The 14,862-nt window shown below is 65.3% G+C and carries 15 protein-coding genes; 5 read left to right on the top strand and 10 right to left on the bottom strand.

Going from position 1 to position 14,862, the window contains the following annotated elements; all coding sequences use genetic code 11:
- Positions 1–249: 249 nt before the first annotated feature.
- On the bottom strand, positions 250–1,245 hold the full coding sequence (locus WIN67_RS15010) for an alpha/beta hydrolase (RefSeq protein WP_339071607.1): 996 nt from the start codon (positions 1,243–1,245) through the stop codon (positions 250–252).
- A gap of 265 nt (positions 1,246–1,510) precedes the next feature.
- Between WIN67_RS15010 and WIN67_RS15005 the strand changes: the two genes are divergently transcribed.
- The 4 genes from WIN67_RS15005 to WIN67_RS14990 all read left to right on the top strand — a co-directional run bounded on the left by WIN67_RS15005 (position 1,511) and on the right by WIN67_RS14990 (position 5,753).
- The gene (locus tag WIN67_RS15005; RefSeq protein ID WP_339071606.1) at positions 1,511–3,079 is read left to right on the top strand and encodes an NAD(P)/FAD-dependent oxidoreductase; all 1,569 of its coding nucleotides are present in this window, start codon (positions 1,511–1,513) and stop codon (positions 3,077–3,079) included.
- Complete coding sequence (locus WIN67_RS15000; protein ID WP_102865108.1) at positions 3,066–3,965, top strand: SDR family NAD(P)-dependent oxidoreductase; 900 nt, start codon at positions 3,066–3,068, stop codon at positions 3,963–3,965. Before WIN67_RS15005 ends, WIN67_RS15000 begins: the two co-directional genes overlap by 14 nt.
- Positions 3,966–4,003: 38 nt before the next feature.
- The gene (locus tag WIN67_RS14995) at positions 4,004–4,846 is read left to right on the top strand and encodes a metal-dependent hydrolase (RefSeq protein WP_102865109.1); all 843 of its coding nucleotides are present in this window, start codon (positions 4,004–4,006) and stop codon (positions 4,844–4,846) included.
- Positions 4,847–4,958: 112 nt separating this feature from the next.
- Positions 4,959–5,753: a type 1 glutamine amidotransferase domain-containing protein gene (locus WIN67_RS14990; protein ID WP_339071605.1), complete on the top strand. Its 795-nt coding sequence runs from the start codon at positions 4,959–4,961 to the stop codon at positions 5,751–5,753.
- A gap of 75 nt (positions 5,754–5,828) precedes the next feature.
- Here WIN67_RS14990 and WIN67_RS14985 read toward each other — a convergent pair whose 3' ends face one another.
- Genes WIN67_RS14985 through WIN67_RS14965 form a run of 5 tightly spaced genes read right to left on the bottom strand, consistent with a single transcriptional unit; the run spans position 5,829 to position 10,270 of the window.
- Complete coding sequence (locus WIN67_RS14985) at positions 5,829–6,593, bottom strand: ABC transporter permease (RefSeq protein ID WP_339071603.1); 765 nt, start codon at positions 6,591–6,593, stop codon at positions 5,829–5,831.
- Positions 6,593–7,792: an ABC transporter substrate-binding protein gene (locus tag WIN67_RS14980; RefSeq protein ID WP_102879425.1), complete on the bottom strand. Its 1,200-nt coding sequence runs from the start codon at positions 7,790–7,792 to the stop codon at positions 6,593–6,595. Before WIN67_RS14980 ends, WIN67_RS14985 begins: the two co-directional genes overlap by 1 nt.
- Positions 7,758–8,597, bottom strand: coding sequence for an ABC transporter ATP-binding protein (locus tag WIN67_RS14975; RefSeq protein ID WP_265074831.1), 840 nt, complete (start codon positions 8,595–8,597; stop codon positions 7,758–7,760). The genes WIN67_RS14980 and WIN67_RS14975 overlap by 35 nt, the downstream gene beginning before the upstream one ends.
- Positions 8,594–9,661, bottom strand: a complete 1,068-nt coding sequence (locus WIN67_RS14970; protein ID WP_265074830.1) for an acyl-CoA dehydrogenase family protein — start codon at positions 9,659–9,661, stop codon at positions 8,594–8,596. Before WIN67_RS14970 ends, WIN67_RS14975 begins: the two co-directional genes overlap by 4 nt.
- Positions 9,662–9,709: 48 nt before the next feature.
- Entirely contained in the window at positions 9,710–10,270 is a 561-nt protein-coding gene (locus tag WIN67_RS14965) for a carboxymuconolactone decarboxylase family protein (protein ID WP_102879428.1), read from the bottom strand.
- 104 nt (positions 10,271–10,374) lie between these two features.
- Here WIN67_RS14965 and WIN67_RS14960 point away from each other — a divergent pair, with 104 nt between their 5' ends.
- Positions 10,375–11,286 carry an AraC family transcriptional regulator gene (locus WIN67_RS14960; RefSeq protein ID WP_339071599.1) on the top strand — a complete coding sequence of 304 codons (912 nt, stop codon included), beginning with the start codon at positions 10,375–10,377 and terminating at the stop codon, positions 11,284–11,286.
- A gap of 18 nt (positions 11,287–11,304) precedes the next feature.
- Here the strand turns inward: WIN67_RS14960 and WIN67_RS14955 are convergent, their stop codons facing one another.
- The 4 genes from WIN67_RS14955 to WIN67_RS14940 are packed head-to-tail and all read right to left on the bottom strand — an operon-like array spanning position 11,305 to position 14,823.
- Positions 11,305–11,976, bottom strand: coding sequence for a methionine ABC transporter permease (locus WIN67_RS14955; protein ID WP_110595623.1), 672 nt, complete (start codon positions 11,974–11,976; stop codon positions 11,305–11,307).
- The gene (locus WIN67_RS14950) at positions 11,973–12,950 is read right to left on the bottom strand and encodes a methionine ABC transporter ATP-binding protein (protein WP_339071598.1); all 978 of its coding nucleotides are present in this window, start codon (positions 12,948–12,950) and stop codon (positions 11,973–11,975) included. Before WIN67_RS14950 ends, WIN67_RS14955 begins: the two co-directional genes overlap by 4 nt.
- Positions 12,947–13,756, bottom strand: a complete 810-nt coding sequence (locus tag WIN67_RS14945; protein WP_110595621.1) for a MetQ/NlpA family ABC transporter substrate-binding protein — start codon at positions 13,754–13,756, stop codon at positions 12,947–12,949. The genes WIN67_RS14950 and WIN67_RS14945 overlap by 4 nt, the downstream gene beginning before the upstream one ends.
- 29 nt (positions 13,757–13,785) lie before the next feature.
- Complete coding sequence (locus tag WIN67_RS14940; RefSeq protein WP_339071597.1) at positions 13,786–14,823, bottom strand: isopenicillin N synthase family oxygenase; 1,038 nt, start codon at positions 14,821–14,823, stop codon at positions 13,786–13,788.
- Positions 14,824–14,862 lie beyond the last annotated feature (39 nt).

The raw sequence follows: 14,862 nt of genomic DNA, 5'->3' as shown, positions 1-14,862 counted from the left end.
AGCGCGACGGCGCTGTAGGGAGCGTGAACAGATGAAAAAACAAAAGCGTGAAATGGCGTTATTTTCATTATTTTAATCGCTCAATTGCACTTTCAAAAAAAACATTCAAAACATTTTTTTAAAAAAAATAGCTCGGGTTCGTTAGCTCGTCAACTATTTTCTCGGCCTGTTTTGAATGTCGCCCGTGAAGCCTTTACAGCTGCTGCCAGAGTCGTTGCGCGACGATCGCAATCGCCACCTACAACGCCCCTAGCCTGCTCGGGATGCCGCGAACGGCGGGCGCAGCACGGTGGCGCTGCGCTGTGGTGCGGCTTGTGCAGCAATGTGCTCGACCATGGCCACCACTCGCTCGACGGCGCTGATGGGCAGCATGTGCCCCCGACCTGGAACGATCTCAAGTTGCAACCCAGGCACCTTGCCCACCATGGCCTCGCCATGCCGGCGGTAATTGAGTATCGAGTCCGCCGAACCATAGATCAGCCCCACCGGCAGCTTCAGGCTGGGGTAGCGCTTGACCATGCCCGGCAAGGCGCGATTGACCACCGCGATCTCGCTGGAGGCGTTATAGAAGTTATCCGAACGCATCCCCAACAAGCCGCCGCCACGCTCGGCAAAGTCCTCGGGAACCGGGTCCGGGGCGAATATCGCCTTCACCAGACCGCGACGACCGAGCATCGCCATGGGCGCCGCCAGGGTCAGGGACATCCAGCGACGCAGGAAGGCCGGACGTACTCCCAGGGACAGGAACACCCAGGGCAGCATGCGTTGCGGATGAGTCAAGGGCGCCACCAGGATCAGCCCGGACACCGATTGCGGATGATCCAGCGCCAAAGACAGGGCCACGGCGCCGCCCAGGGAATGCCCGAGTACCAGCGGCTGCCCCAGGTCCAGGGTGCGAATGAACTTGGCCACCAGGCTGGCCTGGGCCGGCAGGTCCGCCGCCGCACCGCGGGCCCGAGTGGAATAGCCTGAACCGGGGCGGTCGAGGGTGATCACCCGGAACCGTTCGCGCAGTTGCGGCGCCAGGGAATGGGTCAGGTTGCGACCGCAGCCGGACAGGCCATGGATCATCAGCAGTGCCGGGCCGCGGCCCTCGTCGGTGTAGTGCAGGCGTTCACCGCCGACTTCGAGAAAGCGTCCGTTGATCGGCACCTGACGTTCGATCCTGCGGTTGATACGCAAGCTCACCCCCCATAGCACCGCGCTGACCGCCAGAAATACCGCCGCCGCTACCAGCCACTGCATAACCCGTCCCCCCAGCTTCCCTGCGCCTCGCGGCAGGACCAGGATGATCCGCCGCAGTGGCTGTCGCCTTGGCCCGGTACTGCCTGTGGCGTCTCATCCCAGCTCCGGATGAGCCCTGCAAGATCCACAAGCGAATGGCGTAGGTGACTTTTTCAGGTGATTTATTTAAATTAATTTTTAAAACATTATTTTAAATTGTGCAATCCTGAGGTTTCACTCACCGACGAAAGTCACCCCAAGCGTCACCACAATCGAGGTACACACCATGAATGCGTACTCGCCACCCAACGACCCCGAGGTCGTTGACATCGCCATCATCGGCGCCGGTTTCGCCGGGCTGTGCATGGCGATCAAGCTCAAGCAAGCCGGGCTGCAAGACTTCCTGGTCGCCGAACAAGCCGCGTCCCTGGGGGGCACCTGGCGTGACAATCACTACCCCGGCTGCGCCTGCGACGTGCAATCCCACGTTTACTCCTTTTCCTTCGCACCCAACCCCAACTGGACCCGGCAGTTCGCGCCCCAGGCAGAAATCCGCGAGTACCTGGAGAACTGCGCCAGGGACTTCGCCCTGGCGCCCTTTCTGCACTTCAACATGGGCCTGGAACAAGCGGTCTTCGATGAGGTTTCAGAGCGCTGGCAACTGAGGTTCGGCAATGGCCGCAAGGTCAGCGCGCGGGTGCTGGTGTCCGGCATGGGCGGCCTTTCGCGTCCGGCGATCCCGCAGATTCCCGGCCTGGACACCTTCACTGGCAAGCGCTTTCACTCCCAGCAGTGGGACCATCGCTACTCCCTGCAAGGCAAGCGCGTGGCGGTCATAGGCACGGGCGCCAGTGCCATTCAGTTCGTCCCGAAAATCGCTCCCCAGGTGGCGCAGCTCAAGCTGTTCCAGCGCACCCCGCCGTGGATCATGCCCAAGCCCGACCGCCAGCTCAGCGCGGCCGAACGCTGGGCCTTCAAGCACCTGCCCTTCACCCAGCGACTGGTGCGCTCGGCGCTGTACTGGGCCCTGGAAAGCCGGGTGATTGCCTTCGCCCGCAGGCCGAAACTGATGAAAGTGGTACAGCGCGTGGCCCTGCGGCACCTGCGCAAGCAAGTCGCCGATCCGCTCCTGCGCCAACGCCTGACGCCCGACTACACCATCGGCTGCAAGCGCATCCTGATTTCCAACGATTACTACCCGGCCCTGTCCCGGGGCAATGTGGGGGTCATCAGCGATGCCATCCAGCGCATCGACAGCGATGCCGTGATCACCGCCGACGGCACCCGCCACCCGGTGGACTGCATCATCTTCGGCACCGGCTTCCAGGCCACCGACCCGATTCCCCAGGGCCTGCTGTTCGGCCGTCGGGGCCAGGACCTGATGGACGCCTGGTCCGGGGGCGCCCATGCCTACCTCGGCACCTGCCTGCCGGGCTTTCCCAACTTGTTCATGATCGTCGGCCCCAACACCGGTCTTGGGCACAACTCGATGATCCTGATGATCGAGGCTCAGGTGGACTACATCCTCAAGGCCCTGGAGCGGATGCGCCTGGACGGCATCGCCAGCCTGGAGGTCAAGCCCCAGGTCGAGAGCCAGTACAACCAGCGTCTGCAACAGCGCCTGGCAGGGGCCATCTGGTCCACCGGCGGTTGCCGCAGCTGGTACCTGGACCCCCGCAGCGGCCAGAACACCACCCTCTGGCCCGGCTCTACCTGGAGCTTCAGGAAGACCGTGCAGCACTTCCAGCTCCAGGACTACCTGACCACTCACCTGCTCCACCCCGGGACTGCCGCCACGCCGGCCGCAGCGCGCCCGTTGAACCTGCAAGAGGCCGCCATCGATGAAAAATTTTAACGGTAAAGTCGCGGCCATCACCGGCGCCGCCTCCGGCATGGGTCGTGCCCTGGCCATTGCCCTGGCCCGCGAGGGTTGCCACCTGGCCCTGGCCGACAAGAACCCCCAGGGACTGGCCCAGACCGTGACCCAGGCCCGGGCCGCGACCTTGCTGCCATTGCGCATCAGCAGCCAGGAACTGGACGTCGGCGACCGCCAAGCGATGTTCGCCTGGGCCGCCGCCAGCGCCGCCGAACACGGGCAGATCAACCTGATCTTCAACAATGCCGGCGTGGCCCTGTCCAGCACCGTGGAAGGTTCGAGCCTGGCGGACCTGGAGTGGATCGTCGACGTCAATTTCTGGGGCGTGGTCCACGGCACCCAGGCCTTCCTGCCCTACCTCAAGCAATCCGGCGACGGCCATATCATCAACACCTCCAGCGTCTTCGGCCTGTTCTCCCAACCGGGCATGAGCGGCTACAACGCCACCAAGTTCGCCGTACGCGGCTTTACCGAATCCCTGCGCCAGGAGCTGGACCTGCAAGGCAACGGCGTCTCCGCCACCTGCGTGCACCCGGGCGGCATCCGTACCGACATCGCCCGCAGCAGCCGCATCAGCGACAACGTCAAGGGCTTCCTGATCGACAACGAACAGCAGGCCCGGGATGACTTCGAAAAGCTCTTCATCACCGGCGCCGAAACCGCCGCCAAGGTGATCCTGCACGGGGTGCGCAAAAACAAGCGCCGGGTGCTGATCGGCCGCGACGCGCACTTCCTCGATCTGCTGGTGCGCCTGCTGCCCGGCGCCTATCAGGCCCTGGTGGTGTGGATCAGCCGGCGCATGGCGCCCAAGCCGGGCCAGGAACGGCCGGCAGTCTACGAGGCCCAGGACGAGCGCGGCCTGTAGCGCCGCGTACCCATTTCATGTCTAGAGGAGCGCCAGCCATGCTGCCCATCCGCCGCGACATCCAGGTCGAACTGCCTGCCGAACGTGCCTGCGACTGGCACGAACAAGGCAGCCACGTGAGCCACTTCTTCAATGCCCTGTCCCTGCTGTTTCCTGCCGGCGAACTGTTCTTCATGGACAGCGTGCGCCACTACCGCGAGCAGATTCACGACCCCGAGCTCAAGCGCGAGATCCAGGGCTTCATCGGCCAGGAAGCCATGCACAGCCGCGAGCACGTGCGCTACAACGACTTGCTGCAGGACGCCGGGCTGCCGGCCCATTTACTGGATCGGCGGCTGCGGATGATCCTCGACTTCCAGAAAAAACACTTCCCCGCGGCCTTCAACCTGGCCATCACCGTGGCCCTGGAACACTACACGGCGATCCTTGCCGACCTGCTGCTGCGCGACCCTAGTCGCTTCGGCGATTCGGTGGAAGGCTATCGGCAGATGTGGCTGTGGCACGCCCTGGAGGAAACCGAACACAAATCGGTGTCCTACGACGTCTTTAACAGCGTGCTCAAGCCCGGGCCCAAGCGCTACCTGATCCGCACCGGGACCATGCTCTTCACCACCCTGACCTTCTGGCTGGTGGTGTTCGACTTCCATGTGCGCATGCTCATCGCCGACCGCCGTCGCGGTGGTCACTGGCGCGGCCTGTGGCAGGTGATCAAGTACCTCTACGGTCCCAAGGGCGTGTTCCCGCGCATCGCCCTGCCCTGGCTGCAATTCTTCAAGCCGGGCTTCCATCCCTGGGACCACGACAACCGCGAGCAGCTGCAACGCATCGACGGCCTGGTGCAAGAGATCGAACGCACCCGCGCCGCCGTGGCAGCCAAGTGAGCGGCCAAGTGGGCAGCCATGACACGCTGCGCCAGCGGCGTGCCATGAGCGCCTGCACGCACGCCAGGGGCTGCTAACCTGCAGCGCACCCTTTGTGCTGCGAGCACGCGCCATGATCCTGATCCTGCTGCCCCACGCCGACTACGACCCCACCGAAAGCAGCCTGCCCTGGCAGGCCGCCAGGGACGCGGGTTTTGACGCACAATTCGCCACGCCCCTGGGGTTCCCGGCCTACGCCGACTCGCGCCTGGTGAGCCTGGGCTTCGGCCCACTCAATCCGCTGTTGATGACCCCGACCGCCGACCTTGAGCACTACCACAGCATGACCCGCGACCCGGCGTTTCTCAGCCCCCTGAACTATGCCGACGTCGATCCGCAAGCCTTCGAGGGCCTGCTGATTCCGGGCGGGCATGCCCGGGGCATGCGCAGCCTGCTGGAGTCCGCGGATGTGAGGCGAATCATCCTGGCGTTCTTCAAGGCCGACAAACCCGTGGCCGCGGTGTGTCACGGCCCACTCGCGCTGGCCCGCTGCATCGACCCCGACAGCGGCCGCTCGGTGCTCTACGGGCGCAAGGTCACCGCCCTGCTCGCCGGGCCCATGGAACTGGCGGCCTGGATCGTCACCGCGCCGTGGCTGGGGCGCTATTACCGCACCTACGACCACAGCGTCGAGCAAGAGATCAAGCAGGCACTGGCCAGCCCGGCGGATTTTCTTTCCGGGCCCTGGCTGCCGCGCCGGGATTCGGCGCAGCACCCCGAGCGCGGCTTTGTGGTCCGCGACCGCAATCTACTGACTGCGCGCTGGCCGGGGGACTGTCACCGCTTTGCCGAGGAGTGGGTGAACCTGCTGCAAGAGGCCCGTCAGGCCCAGGTTCAGCCGGAGCAGAGCAGCGCTGACCCGGCTTGAAGGCGTGGCGGCACGCACGACTGTCTCCATGCCCTGTTCGCCGACAAGCCGGCGCCTGCGGGAGAGGGAGCCGGATCAGGCATGGGACCAGCGTCGGTGCAGGCCACGGGCAAGGGCGTCGAGGGCAAACCCGAGCACGCCGATCAGCAGCACCATGGCCATCAGTTCCGAGTAGGCCAGGCGGTCCCGGGTGTCGAGGATGAAGTAGCCCAGGCCGGCGCTGACACCGAGCATTTCGCAGGGCACCAGGACGATCCAGAGAATGCCGATGGACAGTCGCACCCCGGTCAGGACATGCCCCACCACCCCGGGCAAGATCACCTTGCGCAAGGTTTCCCAGCGGGTGGCGCTGAGGCTGCGGCTCAGTTGCAGCCAGCGCGGGTCCAGTTGACGCACGCCGGCCGCGGTGTTGAGCAGGATCGGCCACAGGGCGGCAAACGCCAGGAGGAAGTAGATCGGTTGGTCCCCTACCCCCATCAGCATCACCACCACGGGCATCCAGGACAGCGGCGAGATCATCCGCAAGAACTGGAACGCCGGGGTGGTCGCCGCCTCCAGGTGCCGGTAGCTACCCACCAGCAGGCCCAGGGGCACACCGATCAGCAAGGCCAGGAGCAGCCCTACCAAGATGCGCTTGAGGCTCAACAGCACATGCTCATACAGCTCGCCGCGCCCCAGCAGTTCCACCAGGCTGGCGAAGGTCGCCTCGGGGGAGAAACGCGCCGCCAGGCCGTTGCCGTCCCCCAGCAGGTGCACCCCCAGCCACCAGCCCAGCAGCAGGCTCAGCAGCCCCGCCAGGCCCAGGACCCAATGGCTCAGGGAGGAAGGTTGCTTGCCCATCAAAGACCAAACTCCTCGCTGCGTTCGAAGCTGTCTGCCAGACCGAACGCCTTGAGCCCGCCCACTGCGGCGATGGCGTTGCGCACAAAGCGATCGTCCACCAGATCCTGGGCGGTGTGCGCCGGGTCGAGGTTGGCGAGAAAGCCCTTGTCGCCCTCGATCAGGGTGTCCTTGAGGCGCTTGACCAATTCCTCGGTGTAACTGGGAAACGGATACGGCTGGAAGTCGATGCGCGACTCGTCCCAGTGGCTGTGCTGGATCGCGCCGCTGGCCAGATAAGCCTCACGGTCGCTGGCCGCCGGCGCCAGCACTCGATTGAGCACCTGAGGCGCATGGGGCGTGTAGCGATTGCTGCCGTCCTTGGACAGCAACTGCGCAGCCTCGGCGCGGTGGTCCCGGGTCCAGAGCTGGGCCTTGACGATGGCGTTGACCACTTTCTGCGACCACTCGGGGCGGTTGTTCAGGTCGTGCTCATGCATGAACACCACGCAGCAGGCGTGATTGCGCCAGACATCCCCGGTAAAGCGCTGTACCCGCCCCACCTTGAGCTCTTCGGCCAGGGCGTTGAAGGGCTCGGCGACGATGTAGCCGGCAATGCGCTGGCTGGCCAGGGCCGGCGGCATGTCCGATGGCGGCAGCACCAGCAGGTTGACCTCGTTGGCGCCCAGGGCGCTGCCGGCGGCCTTGCTCACCGGCACCAGGCCGTTGTCGCGAAACAGTTGTTGCACCACCACGTTGTGGATCGAGTACCAGAACGGAATCGCCACCGACTTTCCCGCCAATTGCTTGATCTCGGTAATGCCCGGGGCCACGGTCAGGCCGGAGCCGCCGACATGGTTCCAGGCCACCACCTTGGCCGGCACCCGGCTGCCGTAGCGGGCCCAGACGGTCATCGGCGACAGCAGGTGAATGACATTGACCTGCCCGGAAATGAACGCCTCGATCACCTGCGCCCAGCTGCGCAGCAGCACCGGGCGTTCGGCCTTGATGCCCTCGGCCTCGAACAGGCCGTTGTTGTGGGCCACCAACAACGGCGTGGCGTCGGTGATCGGCAGGTAGCCGATGCGCACTGGCGCATCCGGCTCCTGGGCGGCGCGGGCGTGCAGGCTGTTGAGCAGCGGCAAGGCGCCGCCGGCGGTCAGCAGCGCGCTGAGTTTGAGGAAGTCACGACGCGTGTGGGTGAAGTCGTCCAGGCACATGGTCAATCTCCGACGGTGCAGGCAATGGGGAATTAAGGGGGTTGCGGCTCGCCCGCCGAAGGGTTTTGAGAATCTCGATACGCAAGGCGCCCAGTTCCTCGATCCGTTCGGCACGGGGCGCCGGCAGGTCGATGTGCCACTGGCCGAGGGTGCGCGCCGGGCTGTTACCCAGTAGCAGCACCCGATCGGACAACAGCAGGGCTTCGTCGATGTCGTGGGTGATCAGCAGCGCAGCCGTGCGGTGCTGGCCGATCACCTTGAGCAGCAGTTGCTGCATGTCGGCCCGGGTCACCTCGTCCAGGGCGCCGAAGGGTTCGTCCAACAGCAAGACTTGCGGCTGCCGGGCCAGGCAGCGGGCCAGGGCCGTGCGCTGGGCCATGCCGCCGGAGAGCTGGGCCGGGTACTGTCGACGGGCATGGTCCAGGCCAACGGCGGCGATGGCGTGGTCGATACGGGCCTGACGCTGCGTCTGGCTCAAGTGCGGCTGGCGGGCAAAATCCAGGCCGAAGGCGACGTTGTGCTCCAGGGTCAGCCAAGGCAACAGGCTGGGGTCCTGGAAGGCCACCGCGACCCGAGGATGAGGACCGCTGAGCACCTCGCCCAACAGGCTGACCTGTCCCTTGTGGGGCTGCTGCAGGCCGGCCAGGACCCGCAACAGGCTGGACTTGCCGACACCGCTGGGGCCGAGGATGGACACCACTTCGCCGGCTTGCAGTTGCAGCTCGAAGTCCTCCAGCACCGCGTGCCAGCCCTCGGCCCCGGGATAGCCCAGGCTGATGTTCTGCGCATTCAACAACGCGCTCATGCTGCGTTACGCGCCTGGCGCTGCAGTTCGGCACGCAATTGCACCAGGCTTGGCGTGACGATGGGCACAAAGGCCGACTCGCGCCAGCGCCGGGCAAAGCCGCTGCCGAATTCATTGAGGTAGGCCTTGCCACCGCTGGCCTGCAACTCCAGTTGCACGGCGTTGGCAGTGGCCTCGGCCAAGGCGATGCGCACCCGGAACAGCGCTGCGGGCTGGGTCAGGAAACGCCCGTCGAGCAGACCCTCCTTGAGCTCGGCAACGGTCTGTTCCAGGTGCTGGCGCTGCTCGTGCAACGGCTCCATGAGAATCGAGCGGGCGCCCTGGACATGGCTTTCCACTTCCCTGAGGGCCCGGCGCGCCAGGCCGATGGCCAGGGCACATTGCAGACCGAGAAAGGCCGGGCGCACGGCCGGCAGGAAGACTCGGGCGTCCTCGTGCAGCAGCCAGTCTCGCGGAACCTGCACCTGACTCAAGTCCAGGGCCGCGGTGTTGCTCGATTGCAGGCCCATCAGTTGCAGATCGTCGGAGCGCTGCAGCCCGGGCAAGGCATCGGGGATCGCCAGGATAAAGGGCGCACCGCCCTCCTCGTGCTCGATGGCCGCCGCCACCACAAAACCGCTCTTGCGCAGGTTGGTGACCCAGTGCAGGCGGCCGTTGAGGCTCCAGCCCTGGCCCTGGTCCCGGGCCTTGACTTGCAGCGCCTCGATTCCGGACAGGAATTTCATGGCGTTGGACAGCCCGGTGGCCCCGGCCAGCTCGCCACTGAGCAACGAGGGCAGCAAGCGCTCGCGCAGCGCCTGGTTGGGACTGTGCAGCAGGTATTCGATAAAGGCCCGCTGACCCCAGAACACGAAGGCGGCCGCCAGGGAATGACTGGCCACCGCGGCCATGACTTCCAGGGCATCGGTCAGGTCGCCGCCGCTGCCCCCCAGTTCCTGGTCGATGCCGACCCGCAGCACGTCGGCCCCGGCCAGTCGAGCGAGTACCTGCTGGGGATCGCAGTGACCCTGGTCCAGCGCCTGGGCCTGGGCATCCAGCCATTCACTCAAGTGCGCACTGAGCATGTGGTTTTCTCCTTGAAGGGGGCGCCGTTGGATAACCGGCGCCTTGAATCATTGACCTTGGGCCGACCAGCGATACTGGGCCAGCTCGGGGTTCAGTTCGGTCCCGGCGAACACGTTGGCAAAATTGCACAGGGTCGCCAGGCTGATGCCCAGGATCACTTCCAGGGCGTTGCCTTCGCTGTACCCTGCGGCCTTGAACTGGGCGTAGCCCTGGTCGCTGACCTTGCCCCGGGTGGCGATCACTTCCCGGGCGAAGGCCGCCAGGGCTTCCAGACGGGCCTCGGGCAAGCTGCTCTGCTCACGCAGGGCGCTGATCACCGGGTCCGGGAGTTTGGCCTTGTTCAGGGCCACCGCGGTATGACCTGCGACACAGAAATCGCAGCCATGGGTGGTGGCGGCGATCAACTGCACCACTTCCCGCTCCGCCAGGCTCAGATCAGCCTTGGCGTTGAGGCCCGAGACCGTGACGTAGGTCTCCAGGGCGGCCGGGGCGTTGGCCAGGATGCCCAGCAGGTTGGGAATGTAGCCGGAATTTTTCAGGGCATTTTCAAGAAATGGCCGGGCGGCTTCTGGGGCGCTGTGCAAGGTGTGTAGAGTGACGCGGGACATGGAGTGGACTCCTGGTATGTAGGTGTGCGTCAAGTCTGTTGGTTATAAGAATTACGATCCATATTCTAAAGTAGCGATTACTTGCTCCTGAGTGTTTCCCTTAGATGATTTCATCAAGCCCCTTGGTTGATTGGTTATTAGAAGGCCTGGAACTGGATGCCAGCCTGTTTCATGTCGGGCGTTACTGCGGTGGCTGGCACGCCAGCACCCAGGGGCTGGCCCGGGCCAGTTTCCACCTGATCGTCCAGGGCCATTGCTGGCTGCACATCGATGGCGTGCCCGAGGCGCTGCGCCTGGACGCCGGGGATGCGGTGTTTCTGCTACAGGACCTGGGCTATCGACTGTCCAGCGCCCAGCAGTCCGCAGTGGCGCAACAACTGCCGCGCGTGGCCATGACGGCCCTGGATTCCAGCGCCCAGGATGGCGTGGGCCTGGTCTGCGGCTTCTTCCACTTCAAGTCGGGATTGTCTTCGCTGATCATCGACGGCTTGCCGGGCTGGCTGATCCTGCGGGCCGGCGATCCGTCCCTCAGCGCCGCCCGTGCGCTGTTCCAACTGATTCTCGACGAGTGCCAGCGCACCCCGGCACCGTCCTCGGCCTTGCTGGAGCGTCTCAGCCACCTGCTGTTCCTCTATGTGCTGCGCCAACAGGTCAGCGACAACCAGGACCTCGGCGGCCTGGTGGCCCTGGCTCGGCACCCGGGATTTGCCCCGCTGCTGGAACAGTTGATCCAGCAACCCGGCCAGCCCTGGCCCCTGGAATGCATGGCGGCCCTGACCGGGCTGTCGCGTTCGGCGTTCTTCAAGCGTTTCAATGAACTGGCCGGGCAGTCCCCGGGGCAGGTGCTGCTGGCCCTGCGCATGCGCCACGCCTGCCAGTTGCTCAAGGCCAACCAGACCGTGGAGCAGGCGGCGGCGAGCGTGGGTTATCAATCCATCGCCGCCTTCACCCGGGCCTTCACCAAGGCCGTGGGCCTGCAGCCCGGGGCCTATCGCAAGCAGCATGAAGGGCGCTGAGTTGCACCCGCACAGGGTTTAACGGCGGTGCGCCAGGGAGCGCACCAGCCTGTCGCCGCCGCTCTGTACTCCCTGCACCAGCAACACCAGGACCAGCACCGTGGCCACCATGATCTGGTTGTTGAAACGCTGATAGCCGTAGCGGATCGCCAGGTCGCCCAAGCCGCCGCCCCCGATGACCCCGGCCATGGAGGAGAAGCCGATCAGCATCACCAGGGTCAGGGTCAGCCCCGCCAGCAGTGCCGGCAAGGCCTCCGGCAGCAGCGCCTTGAAGATCACATGGCCGATATGCCCGCCCATGGCCAGGATCGCTTCGATCCGCCCCTTGTCCACCTCATCCAGGGCGTTCTCGACGATCCGTGCAAAAAATGGAAAGGCGCCGATGGTGATGGGCACCACCGCTGCGGTGCTGCCCAGGGTGGTGCCTACCACCAGCCGGGTCAGGGGAATCAAGGCGATCAGCAGCACCACAAAGGGCAAGGAACGTCCCAGATTGACCAGGGTGCCCAGCAGGCGATTGATCCGCGGCATGGGGCGCAGACCGCCCTTGCGGCTGACGAACAGCAGCACGCCCAGAGGCAAGCCGATCAGCACCGTGAACAGCGAGGCCAGGAGCACCATGTACAGGGTCTCGCCGGTGGCGTTTATCAGCAGTTGCGCCAGTTCCTGCCAATCAATAGTGCGGTTCACAGGCGTTCACTCCGGATGCCGCGCTGGGCCAGGGCCGTCAGCAGTTGCTGGAATTTTCCGAGGTCGGCACCGGCGGCAGCGATGCGCAGGCGCCCTACCCGCCGGCCGCCCACCGACTCGACCCCGCCGGCCAGCACCTTGAGCTCCAGCGCCTGCTGGCGACTCAGTTGCGCAAGCAGCGGCGCGGCACGCTGGTTGTCGAAAAATGTCAGCTCGGCCTCGGGCTGGTTGCCGTTGAACGGCAGGTTGTAGCCCGGCAGCAAGGCGCGGCCCAGGGCCGATTGCGGGTCCGCGAGCAATTGGGCAATAGGACCGCACTCCAGCAACCGCCCCTGGGCCAGGGAAGCGGCATGGCTGCAGATGGATTTGACCACCTCCAATTCGTGGGTGATCAGCACGATGGTCAGCCCCAGCTCGCGGTTGATTTGCGCCAGCAGTTGCAGGATCGAGGCAGTGGTTTCCGGGTCCAGGGCGCTGGTGGCTTCATCCGAGAGCAGATAACGGGGACCGGCGGCCAGGGCTCGGGCAATGCCTACCCGTTGCTTCTGGCCACCGGACAGTTGGGAAGGAAAGGCCTGGGCCTTGTCGCTCAACCCCACCAGGTCCAACAGTTCGAGGACCCGGGCTTGTCGTTGCGGTTTGCCCAGGCCGGCGATTTCCAGAGGCACGGCGACGTTGTCCTGCACCGTGCGTGAATGCAGCAGGTTGAAGCCCTGGAAGATCATGCCGATGCCCTGGCGCTGCCTGCGCAGCTGGCCTTCGGACAGCGTGCCGAGGTCCTGGCCATCGATCAGGATGCGCCCGCTGCTGGGGCGCTCCAGCAGGTTCAGGCAGCGCAACAGGGTCGACTTGCCGGCACCGCTGCGGCCGAGAATGCCGTAGACCGCGCCGTCGGGAACCGTCAGTGACACCCGATCCAGGGCCGGCGGCTGGCCTTCGCCATAGACCTTGCTGACCTGCTCCACCTGGATCATGGCTGGCGGTCCGCGGCCGGGATCACCGAACCCTTGTAGGACTCGGTGATGTACTTGGCCACTTCAGGAGAACGCAGGTCCTTGGCCAGCTGCCGGATGCGCGGGTCATCCTGCAGCTGGGGGGTGGTCACCAGGATATTGGCGTAGGGGTTGTGTTCGGCCTGTTCCAGCCCCAGGGCATCCTTGGCTGGCACCAGGCCCGCTTCCAGGGCGTAGTTGCCGTTGATCACCGCCAGGTCGACATCTTCCAGGGCCCGGGGAATCTGCGGTGATTCGATTTCCAGGATCTTCAACTGCCTGGGGTTGTCGGCGATGTCCTTGGGGGTGGCCTGGTCACGGGCCGGATCGCTGAAGCCGGGCTTGAGGCGGATCAGCTGGTAACTCTGCAGCAGGTACAGGGCGCGGCTCAGGTTGGTGACATTGTTGGGCACCGCCACTGTGCCGCCCTGTGGTACCTGATCGAAGCTCTTGTGCCGCTGGGAGTAGATGCCCAGGGGTTCGATGTGCACGCTGGCGGCCACCGCGAACGGCTGGCCCAGGGCCTGTTCCTGGGACTTGAGATAAGGCAGGTGCTGGAAGTAGTTGGCGTCCACATCGCCGTGGGCCAGCAACTCATTGGAGTTCACGCCGTTGGGAATCTCGATGATCTGCAACGCCAGTTGCGGGTCGAGCTTCTGCACATACGCGAGGATCTGCGCGTGGGGCACCGGGTCTGCCGCGACCCGCAACGGCTGCGCGGCAACCGCCGGCAGGAGGTGGCCCAGGCCGGCCAGCAGCGCCAGGGCAAACAGGTTCTTGTTCAACATGGTTATGTCCTTGGGTCGGCGAATCGGGGTCAGGCACTCAGGGCCTTGGGGACCAGGGCATCGAGGTAGAAGCGCTGGGCGACATCGGGGTGGGAGCGCAGGCGGCCCTTGAGGTAGTTCCAGCCCACTTCACGAAACAATGGGTTGTCCGGATCGCTGGCCGGGCCCCGGGCTTCCTGCAACAGGGCTGCGGGCAAGGGATACAGCGGCACTCGGGCGTCCAGTTGGGCGCCGAGGAAAAAGGCAATCGACAAGCGATCGCGGTCCGCCGGTGGCGAGAGCACCCGGTGCACCGTGGCCCGCAGGTAGCCGTGGGTGGCCAGTTCCAGCAGCTCGCCGATGTTCACCACCAGGGTGTTGTCCCTGGGGAGTGCGTCGATCCAGCGGCCCTCTTGCACTTCCACCTGCAGACCGGCCTGCTGGTCCTGCAGCAAAAAGCTGAGGAATCCGGAATCCTTGTGGGCGCCTACGCCCTGGTTGCTTTGTCCCGGGGCGCGGCCGGGATAGCGGATCAGCTTGATATGTTCATTGGGCCGCTCGCCGTACAAGGGATCGAAAGCATGCTCCGGCAATGACAGGGCCTGGGCAAAACCTCGCAGCAGGCGCAGCGACATGCCGGTCATTGCCTGCTGCCACTCCAACAACAGGGGCTTGAAGTGCGGCAACTGTGCCGGCCACTGATTGGGCCCTTGCAGGCGAGCCCAGGGTGGACTTTGCGGGTCCAGCGGCAAGGCTTGGCGCTCGGCACCCAGGTCGAACTGCTCGCGCAGGTCCGGCTGGCCTCGGGTAATCTCCGAGGCCGCACGGTTGTAGCCGCGAAAATGCGGCGAGTGGATCATGCCCACCGCCGCCTTGTCGGCGTCGGGCAAGGCAAAGAAGGCCCGGGCCTGATCCTGCACCCGACGCAGCAGGCCACTGTCGATGCCGTGCCCGGTGAGGTAGAAGAACCCGACGTCCCGCGCCGCCTGGCGCAGGCTCTGGAGAAAGGCCTGGCGCTGCTCCGGGCGCCCCTCCAACTGGCTCAGGTCGAGCACGGGTAACGCGGTGATATCCAGCGAGTGCGGCATGTTTCACTCCCCTGTGAATTGACGACGTCCGAGGTGCGT

Origin of the sequence: Pseudomonas idahonensis, from assembly GCF_037903935.1 — a bacterium.
GTDB classification, from domain to species: domain Bacteria; phylum Pseudomonadota; class Gammaproteobacteria; order Pseudomonadales; family Pseudomonadaceae; genus Aquipseudomonas; species Aquipseudomonas danubii.
Note: the sequence above shows the minus strand (reverse complement) of the source record. Positions and strands in the feature narration are given on the sequence as shown.

Bases quoted from the DNA above. Each gene is read 5' to 3' on its own strand.
- WIN67_RS15010 (WP_339071607.1), bottom strand. From the start codon at position 1,245: ATGCAGTGGCTGGTAGCGGCGGCGGTATTTCTGGCGGTCAGCGCGGTG.
- WIN67_RS15005 (WP_339071606.1), top strand. From the start codon at position 1,511: ATGAATGCGTACTCGCCACCCAACGACCCCGAGGTCGTTGACATCGCC.
- WIN67_RS15000 (WP_102865108.1), top strand. From the start codon at position 3,066: ATGAAAAATTTTAACGGTAAAGTCGCGGCCATCACCGGCGCCGCCTCC.
- WIN67_RS14995 (WP_102865109.1), top strand. From the start codon at position 4,004: ATGCTGCCCATCCGCCGCGACATCCAGGTCGAACTGCCTGCCGAACGT.
- WIN67_RS14990 (WP_339071605.1), top strand. From the start codon at position 4,959: ATGATCCTGATCCTGCTGCCCCACGCCGACTACGACCCCACCGAAAGC.
- WIN67_RS14985 (WP_339071603.1), bottom strand. From the start codon at position 6,593: ATGGGCAAGCAACCTTCCTCCCTGAGCCATTGGGTCCTGGGCCTGGCG.
- WIN67_RS14980 (WP_102879425.1), bottom strand. From the start codon at position 7,792: ATGTGCCTGGACGACTTCACCCACACGCGTCGTGACTTCCTCAAACTC.
- WIN67_RS14975 (WP_265074831.1), bottom strand. From the start codon at position 8,597: ATGAGCGCGTTGTTGAATGCGCAGAACATCAGCCTGGGCTATCCCGGG.
- WIN67_RS14970 (WP_265074830.1), bottom strand. From the start codon at position 9,661: ATGCTCAGTGCGCACTTGAGTGAATGGCTGGATGCCCAGGCCCAGGCG.
- WIN67_RS14965 (WP_102879428.1), bottom strand. From the start codon at position 10,270: ATGTCCCGCGTCACTCTACACACCTTGCACAGCGCCCCAGAAGCCGCC.
- WIN67_RS14960 (WP_339071599.1), top strand. From the start codon at position 10,375: ATGATTTCATCAAGCCCCTTGGTTGATTGGTTATTAGAAGGCCTGGAA.
- WIN67_RS14950 (WP_339071598.1), bottom strand. From the start codon at position 12,950: ATGATCCAGGTGGAGCAGGTCAGCAAGGTCTATGGCGAAGGCCAGCCG.
- WIN67_RS14945 (WP_110595621.1), bottom strand. From the start codon at position 13,756: ATGTTGAACAAGAACCTGTTTGCCCTGGCGCTGCTGGCCGGCCTGGGC.
- WIN67_RS14940 (WP_339071597.1), bottom strand. From the start codon at position 14,823: ATGCCGCACTCGCTGGATATCACCGCGTTACCCGTGCTCGACCTGAGC.